Annotated in this window: 17 protein-coding genes; all 17 read left to right on the top strand. The window is 61.3% G+C overall.

Features of this window, described 5'->3' with window-relative positions; all coding sequences use genetic code 11:
- Positions 1 to 83: 83 nt before the first annotated feature.
- The 17 genes from KKQ10_RS28560 (at position 84) to KKQ10_RS12705 (ending at position 19328) form a co-directional block, all read left to right on the top strand.
- Entirely contained in the window at positions 84 to 209 is a 126-nt protein-coding gene (locus tag KKQ10_RS28560) for a hypothetical protein (RefSeq protein ID WP_256198919.1), read from the top strand.
- Complete coding sequence (gene glnE / locus KKQ10_RS12630) at positions 206 to 3145, top strand: bifunctional [glutamate--ammonia ligase]-adenylyl-L-tyrosine phosphorylase/[glutamate--ammonia-ligase] adenylyltransferase (RefSeq protein WP_215501282.1); 2940 nt, start codon at positions 206 to 208, stop codon at positions 3143 to 3145. Before KKQ10_RS28560 ends, glnE begins: the two co-directional genes overlap by 4 nt.
- Before the next feature lie 305 nt (positions 3146 to 3450).
- Positions 3451 to 4485, top strand: coding sequence for a lipopolysaccharide heptosyltransferase II (waaF, locus tag KKQ10_RS12635; protein WP_215501283.1), 1035 nt, complete (start codon positions 3451 to 3453; stop codon positions 4483 to 4485).
- A 1-nt stretch (position 4486) separates the two neighbouring features.
- Entirely contained in the window at positions 4487 to 5548 is a 1062-nt protein-coding gene (gene waaC / locus KKQ10_RS12640) for a lipopolysaccharide heptosyltransferase I (RefSeq protein WP_127648685.1), read from the top strand.
- Positions 5548 to 6669: a glycosyltransferase family 4 protein gene (locus KKQ10_RS12645; RefSeq protein ID WP_215501284.1), complete on the top strand. Its 1122-nt coding sequence runs from the start codon at positions 5548 to 5550 to the stop codon at positions 6667 to 6669. The genes waaC and KKQ10_RS12645 overlap by 1 nt, the downstream gene beginning before the upstream one ends.
- On the top strand, positions 6670 to 7476 hold the full coding sequence (gene rfaP, locus KKQ10_RS12650; protein WP_215501285.1) for a lipopolysaccharide core heptose(I) kinase RfaP: 807 nt from the start codon (positions 6670 to 6672) through the stop codon (positions 7474 to 7476). It begins immediately after the preceding gene.
- On the top strand, positions 7476 to 8210 hold the full coding sequence (locus KKQ10_RS12655; protein ID WP_127648688.1) for a lipopolysaccharide kinase InaA family protein: 735 nt from the start codon (positions 7476 to 7478) through the stop codon (positions 8208 to 8210). The genes rfaP and KKQ10_RS12655 overlap by 1 nt, the downstream gene beginning before the upstream one ends.
- The gene (locus KKQ10_RS12660; protein WP_215501286.1) at positions 8207 to 8959 is read left to right on the top strand and encodes a lipopolysaccharide kinase InaA family protein; all 753 of its coding nucleotides are present in this window, start codon (positions 8207 to 8209) and stop codon (positions 8957 to 8959) included. Before KKQ10_RS12655 ends, KKQ10_RS12660 begins: the two co-directional genes overlap by 4 nt.
- The gene (locus tag KKQ10_RS12665) at positions 8959 to 10410 is read left to right on the top strand and encodes a lipopolysaccharide kinase InaA family protein (RefSeq protein WP_215501287.1); all 1452 of its coding nucleotides are present in this window, start codon (positions 8959 to 8961) and stop codon (positions 10408 to 10410) included. The genes KKQ10_RS12660 and KKQ10_RS12665 overlap by 1 nt, the downstream gene beginning before the upstream one ends.
- Positions 10411 to 10625: 215 nt before the next feature.
- On the top strand, positions 10626 to 10961 hold the full coding sequence (locus KKQ10_RS12670; RefSeq protein WP_215501288.1) for a YceK/YidQ family lipoprotein: 336 nt from the start codon (positions 10626 to 10628) through the stop codon (positions 10959 to 10961).
- Between the two features lie 6 nt (positions 10962 to 10967).
- Positions 10968 to 11822, top strand: a complete 855-nt coding sequence (locus tag KKQ10_RS12675) for a DUF3800 domain-containing protein (protein ID WP_215501289.1) — start codon at positions 10968 to 10970, stop codon at positions 11820 to 11822.
- 225 nt (positions 11823 to 12047) lie between these two features.
- A complete protein-coding gene (locus tag KKQ10_RS12680; RefSeq protein ID WP_007967355.1) occupies positions 12048 to 13805 on the top strand; it encodes a carbamoyltransferase family protein in 1758 nt (585 codons plus the stop codon).
- A complete protein-coding gene (locus tag KKQ10_RS12685) occupies positions 13789 to 14919 on the top strand; it encodes a glycosyltransferase (RefSeq protein ID WP_215501290.1) in 1131 nt (376 codons plus the stop codon). The genes KKQ10_RS12680 and KKQ10_RS12685 overlap by 17 nt, the downstream gene beginning before the upstream one ends.
- Complete coding sequence (locus tag KKQ10_RS12690) at positions 14919 to 15815, top strand: antimicrobial resistance protein Mig-14 (RefSeq protein ID WP_215501291.1); 897 nt, start codon at positions 14919 to 14921, stop codon at positions 15813 to 15815. Before KKQ10_RS12685 ends, KKQ10_RS12690 begins: the two co-directional genes overlap by 1 nt.
- Positions 15816 to 15823: 8 nt before the next feature.
- A complete protein-coding gene (locus tag KKQ10_RS12695; RefSeq protein ID WP_215501292.1) occupies positions 15824 to 17260 on the top strand; it encodes a PIG-L family deacetylase in 1437 nt (478 codons plus the stop codon).
- Positions 17257 to 18411 (top strand): glycosyltransferase family 4 protein, encoded by a 1155-nt coding sequence (locus tag KKQ10_RS12700; RefSeq protein WP_215501293.1) that lies wholly within the window; start codon positions 17257 to 17259, stop codon positions 18409 to 18411. Before KKQ10_RS12695 ends, KKQ10_RS12700 begins: the two co-directional genes overlap by 4 nt.
- Before the next feature lie 32 nt (positions 18412 to 18443).
- Complete coding sequence (locus KKQ10_RS12705; protein ID WP_215501407.1) at positions 18444 to 19328, top strand: glycosyltransferase; 885 nt, start codon at positions 18444 to 18446, stop codon at positions 19326 to 19328.
- Positions 19329 to 19344: the final 16 nt, after the last annotated feature.

Genomic DNA, 19344 nt, shown 5'->3' on the forward strand with positions numbered 1-19344 from the left:
ATGAAAGGCTTGTGGCCTCCGACTGCGTTGTGAGAATAATCGTTAAGGTTGGTCGATTACCATCCGTAAAAGGTGAAACTTTGATGCTGGATGCTAAAGAAGAAGAAATTTCAGCTATTTCTAACTTTTGTTCGACAGTCCTTCGCGTAGCGGGTTTTCATCAAACACTACAAGCGGCCATTTACACGCCGATCAAGGATAGACCATGACCCTGCCCGCGCTTGCCGAACTGCCCGCCATTCTCCTGCCGTTGGTCACTCGATCCGAGCAGTCGTTCCGTACGGCCGTCGCTTCACTGGAAGACGATCACGGCTTCTCTACCTGGACGCCGCAACGCTGGGTGCAATTCGCCCGCGTCAGTGCCGCCAGCGATTTCGTCATTGAACAGAGCGTTCGTGACCCTTTGATGTTGCTGTCGCTGGTGCAGTCCGGCGAACTCGACCGGCCATTCGCGCCGGGTGAGCTGTGCGCGCAGATTGCCGCCGCCGTGAACACCGCGCAAAGCGAAGACGAACTCGGTCGTGTACTGCGCCGTCAGCGCGCTCGCCATCAAGTGCGGATCATCTGGCGTGATCTGAACCGCCAGGCCGATCTGGTGCAGACCTGCCGCGATCTTTCCGACATGGCCGACGCGACCATCGACCAGGCCTATCAATGGTTGTACAGCCGCCATTGTCAGCAGTTCGGCACGCCGACCGGCCGGCGCAGCGGTCTGGCGCAGCAGATGGTCATCCTCGGCATGGGCAAACTCGGCGCGGTCGAGTTGAACCTGTCCTCCGACATCGACCTGATCTTCGCCTACCCCGAGGGCGGCGAAACCGTCGGCGTGAAACGCGCGCTGGATAATCAGGAATTCTTCATTCGGCTCGGTCAGCGCCTGATCAAGGCCCTCGACCCGATGACCGTCGACGGTTTCGTATTCCGCGTCGACATGCGCCTGCGTCCGTACGGTTCGTCCGGCGCGCTGGTGCTCAGCTTTAATGCACTGGAGCAGTATTACCAGGATCAGGGCCGCGACTGGGAACGCTACGCGATGATCAAGGCGCGGGTGGTGGCCGGCGATCAAGCGGCGGGCGCGCAGTTGCTCGACATGCTGCGGCCGTTCGTTTACCGGCGTTATCTGGATTTCTCGGCGATCGAAGCGCTGCGCACCATGAAGCAGTTGATCCAGCAGGAAGTGCGGCGCAAGGGCATGGCTGACAACATCAAGCTGGGTTCCGGCGGTATCCGCGAAGTCGAGTTCATTGCCCAGGCCTTCCAGTTGATCCACGGCGGGCGCGATCTGAGCCTGCAGCAGCGTCCTCTATTAAAGGTATTGAGCACGCTGGAGGGGCAGGGCTATCTGCCGCCGGCGGTGATCAGCGAGCTGCGCGAAGGTTATGAATTCCTGCGTTACACCGAACACGCGATCCAGGCGATTGCCGACCGACAGACCCAGATGTTGCCGGACGGCGCTCAGGATCAGGCGCGCATTGCGTTCATGCTCGGTTTCGCCGATTGGGAGGCTTTCCACGAAAAACTGATGTTCTGGCGTGGCCGGGTGGCCTGGCACTTCGCGCAGGTGATCGCCGATCCCGATGAAGAAGAGGGGGCCGACTGCGAAGTGGTGGTCGGCGGTGAATGGCTGCCGCTGTGGGAAGAGGCGCAGGACGAAGAGGCCGCTTGCCGGCAATTGGAAGAAGGCGGCTTCAAAGATGCGGCCAAAGCGCTGAAAGCGCTGGCCGGTTTGCGCGGCAGCCCACAGTTGCGCGCGATGCAGCGGCTGGGGCGCGAGCGTCTTGATGCCTTTATTCCACGATTGCTGGCGCAGGCGGTGGAGCACGCCGATCCGGATCTGGTGCTGGAACGGGTGCTGCCACTGGTCGAAGCAGTGGCTCGACGTTCGGCTTATTTAGTGTTGCTGACGGAAAACCCAGGCGCCCTACGGCGTTTGCTGACGCTGTGCGCGGCGAGCCCGTGGATCGCCGAACAGATCACCCGCTTCCCGTTGCTGCTCGACGAACTGCTCAACGAGGGGCGCCTGTTCAAGCCGCCGCTGGCCCCTGAGCTGGCTGCCGAACTGCGCGAGCGTCTGACGCGGATTCCCGAAGACGACCTCGAACAACAGATGGAAGCGCTGCGTCATTTCAAGCTCGCGCACCGTTTGCGCGTCGCCGCGTCGGAAATTGCCGGCAGCCTGCCGTTGATGAAGGTCAGCGATTACCTGACCTGGCTGGCCGAAGCGATTCTCGAGCAAGTGCTGGCCCTGGCCTGGCGCCAGACGGTCGCCAAGTACGGCACGCCGCTGCGCACCGACGGCACCTTGTGCGATCCCGGCTTCATCATTGTCGGTTATGGGAAAGTCGGCGGGCTGGAACTGGGGCATGGTTCTGACTTGGACCTGGTGTTCATCCATGACGGCGATCCGCAGGCGGAAACCGACGGGCCGAAGCCGATCGATGGCGCGCAGTTCTTCACCCGGCTGGGCCAGCGGATCATTCACCTGCTGACCGCGCAGACCAACTCCGGGCAGTTGTATGAAGTGGACATGCGCCTGCGGCCGTCCGGTGCCTCGGGGCTGTTGGTCAGTTCGCTCGGTGCGTTCGAGCGCTATCAGGAAAATGAAGCCTGGACCTGGGAACATCAGGCGCTGGTGCGGGCGCGGGTGCTGGTCGGCAGTCAGGATGTCGGGCAGGCGTTCGAGAAAGTCCGGGCGCAGGTATTGGGCAAGGCGCGGGATCTGGCGAAGTTGCAGCAGGAAGTCAGCGAGATGCGCGCCAAGATGCGCGACAACCTCGGCAGCAAGGGCACCGCGGCCGGTACGGCGGCGAACGCCTTCGAAGCCACGGCACCGTTCGACCTCAAGCAGGACGCCGGAGGTATCGTCGATATTGAATTTATGGTGCAATACGCGGCCCTGGCGTGGTCGCACAGCCACCCGCCATTGCTGCGCTGGACCGATAACATCCGCATTCTGGAAGAGCTGGAACACGAAGGGCTGATGCCTGCCGAAGACGCCAGCCTGCTGCGCGAGGCCTATAAAGCCTACCGCTCCGCCGCCCACCGGCAGGCCTTGCAGAAGGACGCCGGGGTGATCCCGGGTGACCAGTTTGTCGAGGAACGCCGGCAGGTATTGCGGATCTGGAAAGAGTTGGGGCTGAGCTGAACACGGTTTGAGCTGCACGTAATACCCTGTGGGAGCGAGCTTGCTCGCGAAGGCGGCGTGTCAGGTGACAGCGATGTCGAATGTGATGGCCCCTTCGCGAGCGAGCTCGCTCCCACATGGGATGTGTGGTGATTTGCAGATTGAGACACGAACAAACAATGTAGGAGCGAGCCTGCTCGCGATAGCGGAGTGACTGTCGACAGTGATGTTGAAGGTAATGACCCATCGCAAGCCGCCGGTGTTCCCACTGTGATTCTCGAGGCGGGGAGGCGTAAATGCCTCCCCGGTTCGTTTATGGAAACCACATGAATATTCTGATCGTTGGGCCCAGTTGGGTCGGTGACATGGTGATGGCGCAGACACTGTTTCAGTGTCTCAAGCAGCGCCACCCGCAATGCGAAATCGACGTGCTGGCCCCGGAGTGGAGCCGGCCGATCCTTGAGCGCATGCCCGAAGTGCGCAAGGCCTTGAGCTTCCCGCTCGGCCATGGCGCGCTGGAGCTGGCGACGCGCCGGCGGATCGGCAAATCCCTGGCCGGCCAGTACGATCAGGCGATCCTGCTGCCCAACTCGCTGAAGTCGGCGCTGGTGCCGTTCTTTGCCGGGATCAAACAGCGCACCGGCTGGCGCGGCGAGTTCCGCTACGGCCTGCTCAATGACGTGCGCACGCTGGATAAAGAGCGTTATCCGCTGATGATCGAGCGCTTCATGGCCCTGGCCTATGAACCGAACGCCGAGCTGCCGAAACCCTATCCGCGTCCGAGCCTGCAAATCGATCCGGTGACCCGCGAAGCGGCGCTGGCCAAATTCGGCCTGACGCTTGATCGCCCGGTGTTGGCCCTGTGCCCCGGCGCCGAGTTCGGCGAATCCAAGCGCTGGCCGTCCGAGCATTACGCCAAGGTCGCCGAAACGCGGATTCGCGAAGGCTGGCAGGTGTGGCTGTTCGGCTCGAAAAACGATCACGCGGTGGGTGAAGACATCCGCGCGCGGCTGATTCCCGGCCTGCGTGAAGAGTCGGTCAACCTCAGTGGCGGCACCTCGCTGGCCGAGGCCATCGACCTGCTGTCCTGCGCCGACTCGGTGGTGTCGAACGATTCGGGTCTGATGCATGTGGCGGCGGCGCTGAACCGTCCGCTGGTGGCCGTCTACGGCTCGACTTCGCCGGGTTTCACCCCACCATTGGCCGAACACGTCGAAATCGTTCGGCTGGGGCTCGATTGCAGCCCTTGCTTCGATCGCACCTGCCGTTTCGGCCATTACAACTGCCTGCGCCAGCTGATGCCGGACGCGGTCAACGATGCCTTGCAGAGATTGCAGGGCTCCGTGGTCGAGGTTCATTAAGTTGCGGGTATTGCTGATCAAGACTTCATCGCTGGGCGACGTGATTCATGCGTTGCCAGCGCTGACCGACGCGGCCCGGGCCATCCCCGGGATCAAGTTCGACTGGGTGGTGGAAGAAGGCTTCGCCGAGATCCCGACCTGGCACCCGGCCGTCGACAAGGTGATTGCGGTGGCCATCCGCCGCTGGCGCAAGAACCTTTGGCAGACCCTCAAGAGCGGCGAGTGGAAACGCTTCAAGCAAAGCGTGCGCGCCAACAAGTATGACCTGGTGATCGATGCTCAAGGCCTGCTCAAAAGTGCCTGGCTGACCCGCTACGTCAAAGCCCCGGTGGCTGGCCTCGACAAGGGATCGGCACGCGAGCCGATCGCTGCGCGTTTTTATGACCGCAAACTGGCCGTGGCCCGTGGTCAGCATGCTGTCGAACGCGTGCGGCAGTTGTTCGCCATCGCCCTCGGTTATGACTTGCCCAAAGGGCTGGGCGACTATGGCCTGAACGTCGAGCGTCTGGTGGAGTTGCCACGCAAGAGCGCGTTCGTGGTGTTCCTGCACGGCACCACATGGGACACCAAACACTGGCCGGAAGCCTATTGGCGCGAACTGACCGAACGGGTCGGCTACCTTGGCGTCGGGGTCAAACTGCCGTGGGGCAACCCGCTGGAGAAGGCCCGCGCCGAGCGTATTGCCGCCGGTTTCAAACACGCCGAAGTGTTGCCGAAGCTGAATCTGGCCGGCGTCGGCAAAGTGCTGGCCGGTGCCCAGGCGTGCGTGGCGGTCGACACCGGTCTCGGTCATCTGGCGGCCGCGCTGGATGTACCGACGATTTCGCTGTTCGGCCCGACCAACCCGGGCCTGACCGGCGCCTACGGCAAGGTGCAGATTCACATGGCCAGTGATTTCCCCTGCGCCCCTTGCCTGCAAAAGAAATGTACCTATCAACCGACCGCGCAGGATGCCCGTCAGTTTGACCTGAAGCGTGAACAGCCTCTGTGCTTTACGCGTCTGAACCCCGAGCGTGTCGCCAGCCGACTGAGCACGTTGTTAATGGCTGAGGAGCTGCGCTGATGCAATTGGCATTCGTCCTGTACAAATATTTCCCGTTCGGTGGCTTGCAGCGCGACTTCATGCGCATCGCCCTCGAATGCCAGAAGCGCGGTCACCAGATTCGCGTCTACACCCTGATCTGGGAAGGCGACGTGCCGCCCGGTTTTGAAGTGCTGGTGGCGCCGGTCAAGGCGTTCTTCAACCATCGACGCAACGAGAAACTCACCGCGTGGATGGAAGCGGACTTGGCCAAGCGTCCCGTGGATCGACTGATCGGCTTCAACAAAATGCCGGGGCTGGACGTCTACTACGCCGCCGACGGCTGCTTCGAAGACAAGGCGCAGAACCTGCGTCACTCGCTGTACCGCCGCTGGGGCCGTTATCGCCACTTCGCCGAGTACGAGCGCGCGGTGTTCGCCAAAGACGCGAAAACCGAAGTGTTGATGATTTCCGAAGTGCAGCAACCGCTGTTCATCAAGCATTACGACACGCCGCTTGAGCGCTTCCACCTGCTGCCGCCGGGCATTGCCCAGGACCGTCGACGTCCAGCGGATGCCGACGAGATTCGCGCCGGTTTCCGCGCCGAATTCAACCTCAAGGACGACGAACTGCTGCTGGTGCAGATCGGTTCCGGGTTCAAGACCAAAGGCGTCGATCGCAGCCTCAAGGCGCTGGCCGCATTGCCCGCCGAGCTGAAGAAACGCACCCGGCTGTTTGTAATCGGCCAGGATGACCCCAAATTGTTCCAGATGCAGAGTGCAACTTTGGGCCTGGGCGACAACGTGACGTTCCTCAAGGGCCGCAGCGATATCCCGCGTTTTCTGCTCGGTGCCGATCTGTTGATCCATCCGGCGTACAACGAAAACACCGGTACGGTGCTGCTCGAAGCGCTGGTGGCGGGTTTGCCGGTGCTGGTCAGCGCGGTCTGCGGTTACGCCCATTACATTGCCGAGGCGGACGCCGGGCGCGTGCTGGACGAGCCGTTCGATCAGGCGCAGCTCACCCAATACCTGATCGACATGTTGGGCGACGCCTCTGCACGCGCGGCCTGGAGCCGCAATGGTCTGGCCTTCGCCGAGACGGCCGACCTCTATAGCATGCCGCAGCACGCGGCCGATGTGATTCTGGCGGAGCACGCTTAAATGAAGTTGATGCTGGCTGAACCGTTCAAGAGCCTATGGGCCGGGCGCGACCCGTTCGCCGAAGTCGAAGGCTTGCAGGGCGAGGTCTACCGCGAGCTGGAAGCTCGACGGACGCTGCGCACGGAAGTCGACGGCAACGGATTTTTCGTCAAGATCCACCGTGGCATCGGCTGGGGCGAAATCTTCAAGAACCTGCTGACCGCCAAGCTGCCGGTGCTCGGCGCGGGCCAGGAGTGGAAGGCGATCCAGCGTCTGCAGGAAGTCGGCGTGCCGACCATGACCGCTGTCGCCTACGGCGAGAAGGGCAGCAACCCGGCCGATCAGCATTCGTTCATCGTCACCGAAGAGCTGGCGCCGACCATCAGCCTTGAAGACTTCAGCATCGACTGGGTCAAGCAGCCGCCGGAGCCCACGCTCAAGCGGGCGCTGATCGCTGAAGTCGCGCGCATGACCGGCATGATGCACCGCGCCGGGGTCAACCATCGCGACTGCTACATCTGCCACTTCCTGCTGCACACCGACAAGCCGGTCACCCCGCAGAGCTTCAAGCTGTCGGTGATCGACCTGCACCGTGCCCAGACCCGTCCAAAGATCACTCAACGTTGGCGCAACAAGGACCTGGCGGCGCTGTATTTTTCGGCGCTGGATATCGGCCTGACCCGTCGCGACAAGCTGCGTTTCCTCAAAGGCTATTTCCAGCAACCGCTGCGGCAGATCCTGGCCGAAGAAGCACCGCTGCTGAGCTGGCTCGAAGGCAAGGCCAACAAGCTCTACGCGCGTAAACAGCGTTACGGGGATGCGCTCTGATGGCGGGTTGGACTCTGGAGCCGCAATACAGCGATCTGGTCGACGATTTTGGCAGCCTCGAAGCGGTGTTTGCCCTGCAGGGCGAGCGCCTGACCCGCGACCCGCTGTCCGAAGTCATCCGCGTGCAGCGCAACGGCGTCAACTATTACGTCAAACGCTACGTCGGCGCCGGTAAAGGTTTGCGCCGTTACCTGGGCAAGCCACGAGTGAAGATGGAGTGGCAGAACCTCAAGCGCTTCGCCAAGTGGGGCATTCCCACCGCCGAAGTGGTGGCCTGGGGCCTGGAACGGCGGGGCGCCGCTTATGCCCGTGGAGCGATGATCACCCGCGAACTGCCGCGCACCGAAGACCTCTCGGCGCTGGCCGAACGCAACGATCCCAAGCTCAAGGATCGCGGCTGGGTCGATGGCATCAGCCGGCAATTGGCGGTGTACACCCGGACCATGCACGATCAGCGCTTTACCCATAACGATCTGAAGTGGCGCAATCTGCTGATCGACGATCAGGCGCAACTGTTTCTGATCGACTGCCCGAATGGCGATTTCTGGCGCGGCTTCTGGCTCAAGTACCGGATCACCAAAGACCTGGCCTGCCTCGACAAGGTGGCCAAATATCACCTGTCGAACACCCAGCGCCTGCGCTTCTATCTGCAATACCGCGGACGTGATCGGCTCAATGCCGCCGACAAGAAACGGATTCGTCACGTGGTGAGATTTTTCGAGGGACGCGAATGACTGATTTCCTGGCCGCTGAAGACCGGGCGCTGCTTGAGCGTCATGGCCTCGGCACTTTCGATGCGCTCTGGGCCAAACAGCTCGAAGCGGTGGACGAGCCGAACACCGATGGCGGTGGCTGGAGCAGCGTGTTTCGCCTGGAGCTGGACGGGCAGGCCTATTACCTCAAGCGGCAGAGCAATTATCTGACCCGCACCCTGCATGCACCGTTCGGCGAGCCCAGTTTCGCCCGCGAGTTTCGCAATATCAGCCGTTACAACAAATTGGGGATTCCTGCGCTGCAGGCGGCGTTCTTCGGTGAGCGCAAGGTCAAGGGTGACGTTCACGCGATCCTGCTGACCCGCGCCCTCGACGGCTGGGACGACCTCGATTCGCTGTTGCAGCGCTGGTCCGAGCTGAGCGCCGCGCAGCAGTCGGCGATTCTCCAGGCCTGCGGGCAACTGGCGCGCCAGCTGCACGGCGTGCGTCAGGTGCACGGCTGCTTTTACCCGAAACACATCTTTTTGCAGGCTGATGGCGAGCGCTATCGGGCGCAACTGATCGACCTGGAAAAGACCCGGCCACTGCTGTTCGGTCAGCGTGATCGGGTCAAGGACCTGGAGCCACTGCTGCGTCGCGCACCTGAATGGAGCGAGGCGCAATTGCGCGAATTGCTCGCGGCGTATCTCGATCAGCCAATCGACAGTTCGCTGGTCGACAGTTGGGTTTCACGACTGACAGCACGTCGCAGTCGCAAGGAGACCCGTTGATGCAGTTGTCCGAACTGAAAAACGCCGGACGCACGCCGAGTCTGCCGCTGACGATCACCCTCGCCGATGCGGCAGGCCCCGCGGATCTGCAGTTGCTGAGCCTGCTGCGGGTGTTGCCCGGGCAGCGCTATGTCGGTGCCGGGGTCTGGCGCGGGCGGCCGGTGCTGGCCAAATTGCTGGTGGGCAGCAAGGCCGCGCGGCACTTTCAGCGTGAGCTGGCGGGCGTCAAGTTGCTCGCCGGCCAAGGCCTGACCACACCGTTGCTGTTGGCCGATGGCTTGCAGGACGGTGAGGGCGGCTGGCTGCTCTTCGAATTTCTTGAAAACGCCGAAAGCCTCGGTGATGCCTGGCAGCAGGTCGAATCGCTGCCAGTGCTGGCGGACGAGCAATCGGCGGTACTGGCCGAGGCGCTGGGGGCCATCGGTCAGCTGCATGGCAAGGGCCTGTGGCAGGAAGATCTGCACCTGGACAACCTGTTGCGCCATGGCGGTCAGTTGTACCTGATCGATGGCGCGGGGATTTGCGCCGAGACCGCCGGTCAACCGTTGTCGCGGCAGAAGGTGCTGGAAAATCTCGGCGTGTTTTTCGCCCAGTTGCCCAAGTCGCTGGAGCCGTTCACCGAAGAATTACTGGTGTATTACCTGCTGAGCAACAGCGAGCATGCGCTACCGCTGGAAGCGTTGCAGAAGCAGATCGCCAAGGTTCGCGCCTGGCGCCTGAAGGATTACCTGATCAAGGTTGGCCGCGAATGCACCTTGTTCAGTGTGCGGCGCGGTGCGTTTGGCCTGCGGGCGATCCGTCGCGAGGAAGAGGTGGCGATGCTGCCGGTACTGGAGCAGGCCGATGCGCTGCTCGATCAGGGCCATCTGTACAAGACCGGTGGCGCGGCGAGCGTTGGCAAGGTCGAAGTGGCCGGGCGTACGCTGGTGATCAAACGCTACAACATCAAAGGCTTTGCGCACTGGCTCAAGCGCTTCTGGCGTCCGAGCCGCGCGTGGCACTCGTGGCGTGAAGGCAATCGCCTGGCGTTTCTCGGCATCGCCACGCCGAAACCGCTGGCGGTGCTGGAAAAGCGCTTTCTGTGGTTGCGCAGCCGCGCCTATCTGGTGACCGAGTTCCTGCCGGGGCCGGACATCATCGAGCGCTTCGCGCCGTACGTCGAAAGTGGCGCGGCGCCGGAGTCCGAATTGTTGGCGCTGGATCAACTGTTTGCGCGGCTGATCGCCGAGCGCATCAGCCATGGCGACTTCAAGGGCCATAACCTGTTCTGGCAGGAGGATCGCTGGGCATTGATCGACCTGGATTCGATGTGTCAGCACGCGTCTGTCAGCAGTTTTGCGCCGGCTTATGCGCGGGATCGGGCGCGGTTCATGCGTAACTGGCCCGAGAGCAGCGCGCTGTATCAGGTGATCGATCAGCGGTTACCCAAGGACATCTCCAGCGCTAACTGAAACCCTTCGCCAGCAGGCTGGCTCCCACATTGGAATGCATTCCCCTGTAGGAGTGAGCCTGCTCGCGATGAGGCTTTAACCCCCCCCAAAAAAATTCCCCTTGAGCAATGACGGACAAACACCACTGACTTGTCCTACAGCTTCTCCAGAGGCCATGAACTGTGCCCGCCCCAGCCCAGATGCTAGCTTGCCCTGACCACTTCGGAGGGCAAAACTTGACCATCAAAAAGGCTGTAGCGTTGGGCGCCTGCTCATGGGTTTTATCCGGTTGCGGCTCCGCCGCCTCGGTGCTGCAAATGGACGCCGACGTCGCCCGCGACCTGCGCAAACAGAAAACCTACTGCCAATCGATTCCACGGATCTACAGCGGTCTGGTATTCGATTTCTGCGTACTCAATGCCCCACCTGACCCTACCGGTGTGCTGCTGCCATTCGTGCTGCTGGATCTGCCGTTGTCCGGTGTGCTGGACACGGTGGTGCTGCCGTATACGATTTATCAACAGGTCGTGGATGGCAATATCAGCATCTATTGGCGATCGGATCGCGGGTGACCTGTTTTGCAGTTTTCTCTGTTTGAAAACCAGAGCGAGTCGCAAGCGATTGTCGAAGCGACAGCGCTTTTGTATCCGTCCGGAAGATACAGCGACTTCGTCATCTATGTTGATGAAAGCGGTGATCACGGAATGCAGAAGCTGGATCCCTATTACCCGATATTCGTGCTCGCTTTTTGCGTTTTTCACAAAAGACATTACTGCGAAAAGGTCATTCCGGCTGTCCAGAAATTCAAGTTCAACCATATGGGGCATGATCTGATCGGGCTGCATGAGCTCGAGATCCGAAAAGAAAAAGGAGCATTCTCCAGCCTGTTCACGTCCAGAGCGCACAAGCATGGCTTTCTTGACGAGCTGACCGGCATTATCGAGGCCAGCAATTTCGTCCTGATCAGTTGCGTCATCGACAAGGCCTTGCTTCGTGAAAAGCAGGCATTTGCTGACAACCCCTATCACTTGGCTCTCGGCTTCTGTCTGGAAACGCTGCATGAGTTTTTGCAGGAAAAGCATCAACAAAAAGCGTTAACACATGTGATTTTCGAGCGGCGAGGCAAGCGCGAAGATAACGAGCTTGAGTTGGAATTCCGTAGGGTATGTGGTGGGGCGAACCGATTGGGTATTCAGATGCCGTTTGACATCGTCTTCGCCACAAAACAAGTGAATTCCACCGGATTGCAGCTGGCTGATCTTGTTGCGAGACCCATCGGCATGAGCGTTTTGAGGCCGGGTCAGGAAAATCGAGCGTTTGACGTGCTCAAGCGCAAGTTCTACTGCAGCGGTGGGCGGCACAATGTCGGAGAAGGTTTCGAGAATTGGGGGTTGAAGCTTTTCCCGCCCTCAGAAAGCGAAAAGCCCCGGTGATCTCACCGAGGCATTAGCGCCGACCGGGATCCCCCAGTCCATTTGCACGTGAGTCTATGTTCAGAGGCTCGAGAGTGTCAACGCGAAGGCCCGCCAGTTCCGCTAGAGGCTTGTCGGCGCTTTTACGCTATAATCCCGCCCTTTAGCTGTCTCTCGCCCGGTGCGAGGGCACATCAATTTTCAAGGCGCATCGCGCCTGAATGCAGACTAAAGAGGCTAGACCCTGTGGCATTGACGATTCTTGGCCTGTCCGGCGCCCTTAGCCATGACCCTTCAGCCGCCTTGTACATCGACGGCAAGCTGGTGGCGGCGGCTGAAGAAGAGCGCTTCGTCCGCGATAAGCATGCAAAGAACCGCATGCCCTACGAATCGGCGAAGTTCTGCCTGGAGCAGGCCGGTATCAAGCCGTCCGACGTTGACGTGGTGGCGATTCCGTTCGCCCCGATCAGCCTGTTCGGCAAGGCTCGCTGGCACTATGCCAAGCGTTACTGGTACGCCCCGGATCGCGCCCTCGATGCGATCCTGATGGGCAACCGTCGCTACAAGCGCTATCGCAACAAGATCGTCTGGTGCCTGGAGCAGCTGGGTTTTGATCCGAAGAAGATCAAGATCGAGCCGGTCGAGCACCACCTGGCTCACGCCTCCAGCGCCTACCACTGCTCGGGTTTCAAAGAGAAAACCGCGATCCTCGGCATCGACGGCAAGGGCGAGTACGCCACGACCTTCTTCGGTTACGGCGAAAACGGCAAGATCCACAAGATCAAGGAATTCTTCGATCCGGACTCCCTCGGCGGCCTGTACGGCGCGATCACCGAGTTCCTCGGTTTCGAGATGCTCGACGGTGAGTTCAAGGTCATGGGCATGGCGCCGTACGGCGATGCCAGCAAATATGACTTCTCGCGTCTGGCCTCGTTCGAGAACGGCGAGCTGGTGATCAACACCGACTACGCCAACGTGATTGGCCTGCGTCGCTACAAAGAGAAGGGCAAAGGCTTCTACTTCTCGCCGAAGCTGATCGAGTGGCTGGGTCCGAAGCGCGAAGGCGACATCGCCGACGAGCCGTACATCCACTACGCCGCGAGCATGCAAGCGCTGTTCGAGAAACTGGCGTTGCAGATGATCGACTACTACCTGGGCGACGTGCTCAAGGAAACCGGCAAACTGGCCTTCGCCGGTGGCTGCGCGTTGAACGTCAAGCTGAACCAGAAAATCATCGCCCGCGATGACATCAAGGAACTGTTCGTCCAGCCAGCGTCCGGCGATGCCGGTACGGCGGTCGGCGCAGCGGCCTATGTGTCCCACGCCCGTGGCGTACCGGTCGAGAAGATGGAACATGTCTACCTCGGCCCGTCGTACAGCAACGAAGACGTGATCGCCGCGTGCGCCCGTCACGAGAACAAGCCGACCTGGCGCAAGCTCGACAACATGCCGGAGCAGATCGCCAAAATCATGGTCGATGGCAACCCGGTGGCCTGGTTCCAGGGCCGCATGGAATTCGGTCCGCGTGCACTGGGTGGTCGTTCGATCATCGGTTGCCCGAGCGTGGCCGGTGTGGCTGACCGCATCAACCATCAGATCAAGTTCCGCGAGCGCTGGAGGCCTTTCTGCCCGTCGATGCTCGACACCGTGGCGCCACAGATGATCAAGATCGATCACCCGGCACCGTTCATGACCTTCACCTTCGAAGTGGCGGAAGAGTGGAAGACCCGCGTGCCGGAAGTCGTCCACGAAGACGGCACCTCCCGTGCCCAGGTGCTCAAGCGCGAATACAACCCGCGCTACTACGACATGATGAAGGCGCTGGAAAATCTCACCGGCAACGGCGTGTCGCTGAACACCTCGCTGAACCGTCGTGGTGAACCGATGATCTGCTCACCGACCGACGCCCTGAACATGTTCTTCGGCTCCGATCTGCAGTACCTGATCATGGAAGACATTCTGGTGGTCAAAGAGGGTGCAAACGCTTATGACTCGCTCGGCTGAACGCCATGTGCTGCAGTTCTGTCACGGCTATGACGGGCCGTTCCTCGACTGCGCACGGCAGTACGCCAGCCTGTTCGCGGGCACCGGTTATCGGGTGACCACGGTCTTTCTGACCGGGGCCGCCGACAGCGAGGTGGCCGCCGCGTGTGCTTGCGATGAAGTGTTGTTCATGGAATACAGCTCCAAGGCCATTCGTGGCCTGAAGCTGGGCGCCATCGGCGATCTGCGCAAGATCGCCGCTTCACGCAATTTCAGTTTCTGCATCGCCCATCGCTTCAAGCCGATCTACATCGCCTTGCTCGGCACGTCGCTGCCGGTGATTGGCGTGCACCACGCGTTTGACGATTACAAACGCGGCACGCGCAAGCTGTTCGCGCACATTTTCCGCAAGCGCCTGAGCCTGCTCGGTGTATCCGACGCGGTGCGCGACGACATGCGTCGTTGTCTGCCGAAATGGCCGTCCACCCGCATCCAGACCCTGTACAACCGCATCGACGTGCCGGCCTTGCAGGCCAGTCAGGTGTCGGCTCGCGAAGCCCGCGAGACCCTGGGGCTGGCGGCGGATGCGTTTATTGTCGGCAACGTCGGACGGCTGCACCCGGACAAGGATCAGGCCACGTTGCTGCACGGCTTTGCTGCAGCGTTGCCCGGTCTGCCGGGAAACAGCCAACTGGTGATCCTCGGCAAGGGCCGTCTGGAGCAGGACCTCAAGGAGCTGGCGCGCGAGCTGGGCATCGGTGACCGGGTGCTGTTTCTCGGCCAGGTACCGGATGCGCGCAATTACTTCCGCGCCTTCGATGTGTTTGCCCTGAGTTCCGATCACGAACCGTTCGGCATGGTGCTGCTGGAGGCCATGGCCGCCGGCGTTCCTTTGCTCGCCACCGCGTGTGGCGGGGCGAGGGAAGTGGTCGAAGGCGTGGGTATCCTGTTCCCGCTGGGCGATGCCGAACACCTTGCACAAGGTCTGCAACATTTGGCGGGTATGGATGATCAGCAACGCCGGCAGTGCGCCGAGCTGATGCTCGATCGCCTGCGTGAGCGTTTCTCCGACCGTGCGGTGCGCGACACCTTCTGGCGTCTGCCGCAAGTTACCGATCTGGCACCGAGGGGCTGATGCTCAACCGATTTCAAGGCTGGCGCGAGCGTGGCTGGTCGCCCGTTGACGCCTCCATCTATGCAACCGCCTGGCAGCGTTTTGGCGGTAGCGTCGCAACGCATCCGCTGGTGGTCGAACGTCTGGCCGCGCTGGCCGGTATCCCGGTGCGTTATCTGGCCTGGGAGCAGGGCGGCGAAGTCAAAGCGGCGATCCCGACCTGGGGCCGCGACCTGGCCCTGTCCAAGGACGTGCTCAAGCGCAACGGCAAGAAAGGCCTGTTCGATCTCGGCAATGCCGAACTGATCCTGCCCGCTGCTGCCGATGCCCAGGCACCGCTGCGTCATCGCGCGCGCTATCTGTCGGCGCTCAACGAAAACCGCTTCAGCGGCATGAAGTTGCAGACCGAGCAACTGGCCATGGCCCGCACCCCCGAAGAACTGTCGAAGAAATTTCGCTACAACCAGCGCCGCGAACTGCGTCTGCTGGAAGAAGCGGGCGGTGTGGTGCGCCCGGTCGGCGAGTTTTCCAGTGCCGAGCTGGCGGCGATCTACTGCGACTTGTTCCAGCGCCGCTGGGGCTTCCCGGCCACTGGCGCGGCGCGCATGGCCGAGGTCATCGAGCTGCTGCGCGAACTGCTGATCGGCTCGGTGATCTTCCTCAACGATGCGCCGATCGCGATTCAACTGGTGTACCGCGTCGAAGCGCCGGAGTGGATCAGCGTTGAGTACATCAACGGCGGTGTCGATCCCGAAACCCGCGAATTCAGCCCTGGCAGCGTGTTGAGCTTCCTCAATACGCAAAGCGCCTGGGAACACGCGCGAGCACTGAACAAGCCGCTGCGGTTTTCCTTCGGTCGTGCCGACCGTGAATACAAGGATCGCTGGTGCAATCCTGTGCCGGTGTTCACCGTATGAGTCAGCCCATGAGCCGCAAACAACAACTGCTCAAACGTCATCGTCGCAATAAACGCATCACGTTGCTGATCGCCCTGATCGTATTGATCGCGCTCGGTGTGCTGATGGCGTGGTGGTTGCCGTTGGTGCTCGCGGTGGTCGGCTGGATCGCCCACGAAGCGTGGTTTGCCGATCATCTGTTCTACTCGCCGAAAGACGATTACCAGTACAGTTTTCCGCCGTTCACGCCGCAGCCGAAGGTCCATCTGAACGGTGAGCAATTGCGCCTGGACGAGGGCGTGATGCTGGTGGAGGAGGCCACGCTGATCCTCGCGGTGCGCGTCAAAAGCAGCTGGCTCGGACGCTTCTTCGATCCACGTGTCGAACTGCTCGGCGGGACGCACCCGGATGCGCAAACCTTTGAGCGCGGCGTCAACGGCCTGCGTTACCTGAACCTCAGCGGTCAGGCGCAAGCCCTGTCGCAAGGTCAGTTGCGTCTGCGCGGGCGGTTCTGCCGGGTGACCGGTGAGCCGGTGCTGTGGGCGCTGGAACAACCTGATTATCGCCGTCAACGCGTGATGGTGATTGCACCGCACGCCGACGATGCCGAGCTGGCCGCCTATGGCTTGTACAGCCAGGCCGATGAAACCTGGATCGTCACCCTCACCGCTGGCGAGATCGAAGCCGAACATTATCAGCAGATGGGCATGAGCAAGGTTGAGGCCGCGCGGCTCAAGGGCCGTCTGCGTGCCTGGGACAGCCTGACCGTACCACGTTGGGCCGGCGTGCCGCAGGAACACTGCGTGCAGCTCGGTTATTTCTGCCTGCAACTGGCGGCGATGCAAGCCGCGCCGAATCTGGCAGTGGGCTCGCGGGAAGCTGACCTGAACGACACGCGACTGTTTCGTCAGTTGAATCCGTTCACCTTGCCGGGGGACGCCGACGGCGCGCCGACCTGGAACAATTTGCTGGCTGATCTGCGTGAAGTGCTGCTGCGCGCCCGCCCGGACGTGATCGTGCTGCCGCATCCGACGCTCGATCCGCACCCTGATCATATCTGCGCGCAACACGCCGTCTTGCAGGCCTTGCACGGCCTCGACTGGCAGCCGACGCTGCTCGGTTACGCCAACCATCTGCACGACAACGACCGCTGGCCGATGGGCAACACCGGGCAGGGCATTGCGCTGCCGCCGGCCTTTGATTCGAGCGTGGCGATGCAGCCGCTGTGCCTGCCGCTGTCCATCGAACAGCAGCGGGACAAGGCCATGGCGCTGGGCATGATGCATGACTTGCAGCCACCGGCACCGTTCAAGCGTCGTCTGCGCCGAGTCATTCAGCGCCTGCTGGCCGGTCGGGCAACCTCGGTCTACGGGGAAAACGAGTTTTTTCGAAAAGCGGTCAGACGCCAGGAATTGTTCTGGTTATTGAAGCACGGTGAACCGGGCGATCAGCGGGGAGAGTCATGAGTCAACGGTCCAAGGTGTTGCAGCTGCAACCCGACTACAACGTCAAAGCCCATGACTTCGCCGACCTGGCCGAGCAGATCGTCAAGGCGTTGCCGTCGGATCGCTATGAGGTCACTGCTGCGTTTCTGCGCGGCAAGCCCGGGCCGGGCGAGCCGGTCAGCCGGGCCGACCGTTCGGTGTATTTCGAGTTTTCCGACAAGTCGCTCAAGGGCATGCGCCTGCGGGCGATGTGGCAGCTGTACAAGTTCTGCCGCCGGGAAAAGTTCGACGTGGTGATCTGCAACCGCTTCAAACCGGTGAACATGATGCTTGCGCTCAACCGCTGGTTGAAGGTGCCGCTGTGCATCGGCATCTCCCACGGTTTCGGCGAATACGATCGTTTTTACCGGCGCCGCCAGACTCAGCGCCTGATCGACCGCCACTGGCGGTTCGTCGGGGTGTCGCCGGCGGTTAAACAGTACCTGCTGGACTGCGATTGCGGATTTACCGACCAGAACACCTACGCGATTACCAATGCTATCGACATCGAGCAGGCCGAAGGCTTGCAGCACAGCCGCGAAAAAGCTCGCGAGTTGCTGGGCATCGATCCGAATGTGTGTTTGATCGGCGCGTTGGGGCGATTGGTGTCGGTCAAGGGCCATACTTATCTGCTACAGGCTTTTGCCGCGCTGAAAGACAAATACCCGAACACGCAGTTGGCGATCATCGGTGCCGGACGCCTGCAAGCGCCGCTGGCCGCCGAGATCGACCAACTGGGCCTGAGCGGCCGTGCGCACCTGCTGGGTTTCAAGGAAAACGCCCTGCAATACGTGCGCGCGTTCGACATCTGGACCATGCCGTCGCTGGCCGAAGGCCTGGGGTTGGCACTGCTCGAAGGTATGAGCGGCCACTTGCCGGTAATCGCCTCGAACGTGCCGGCCATGTTGCCGCTGATCGAGGGTGCCGGCGGCCTGGCGATCACGCCCAAGGATGTGCCGAGCCTGGTCGCCGCGCTGGATAACTATCTGGCGCTGTCGGACGACGAGCTCAAGGCCAAGGGCGAGCAGGCCTACCGCTATCTGCAGGAACAGCACGACATCGAGGTGTTCCGTCAGCAATACCTGGACCTGATCGACTCTGGCCTTGAGCAGGCTCGCAAGGAACAGCCGTGAGCGAAGAACAAGCCGTGAGCGAAGACAAAGCCATCAGCGAAGCAGACGCCCTCGTCACCGTCATCATCGCCTCGTACAACCACGGCCCGTACATTGAGGAAAGCATCCTCAGCGTTCTCAATCAGAGCTACAAGAACATCGAGTTGTTGGTAGTCGATGACGGTTCGAAAGACGACAGCGTCGAGCGCATCAGCGCGCTGCAGGCGCAGTACGGTTTCGATTTTCGTGTGCAGCAGAATCAGGGCCTGACCAACACCCTCAACGGTGCCATCGCCCGTTCGAAGGGTAGCCTGATCGTGCCATTCGGCTCCGACGACATCATGTACCCGGAGCGGATCGCCACCCAGGTGGCGTACCTGGACGGCAAGCCTGAAGTCGGGATCTGTGCCGGCAACATCGAGTTGATGCACGCCGACGGCAGCCTTTACCCGGAGAAGCGTCAGCGCCGCGACGTGCCGTTCCGCCGCCTCGATTTCGATGACATGTTCCTTGAGCGCAAGCCTTACCCACCGGCACCGACCCTGATGATCCGTCGCGAGGCGTTGGAAAAGGTGGGTGGGTTCGACCCGACGATTCGTCTTGAAGACCTGTACATCGAGCTGAAGGTAACCCGCGCCGGTTACTTCATCGATGGCCTGAACGTGGTGATGGCGCGCTACCGTAAACACGCCACCAACTCGTACAAGAACCATCGCTTCATGATCGAGAACATTCTGCGCACCTATGCGCTGTTCAGCGATCATCCGCTGTATGACGAAGTACGCTTCAAGGCGCTGAACTCAATGTTCCTCAAGACCGCCAACCGCAATCGCAAGCTGGCGCGTGAGCTGCTGGCGCAGATCCCGTTCAAGGCCTGGAACAAGAAGACCTGGCGCGGCTTGGGGCGTTTGCTCTTTTCTCCGCTGGAAAAGGACTGAGGCGACGGTCGCTCGC

This window comes from Pseudomonas sp. MG-9, from assembly GCF_018729515.1.
In the GTDB taxonomy this organism is placed as follows: domain Bacteria; phylum Pseudomonadota; class Gammaproteobacteria; order Pseudomonadales; family Pseudomonadaceae; genus Aquipseudomonas; species Aquipseudomonas serboccidentalis.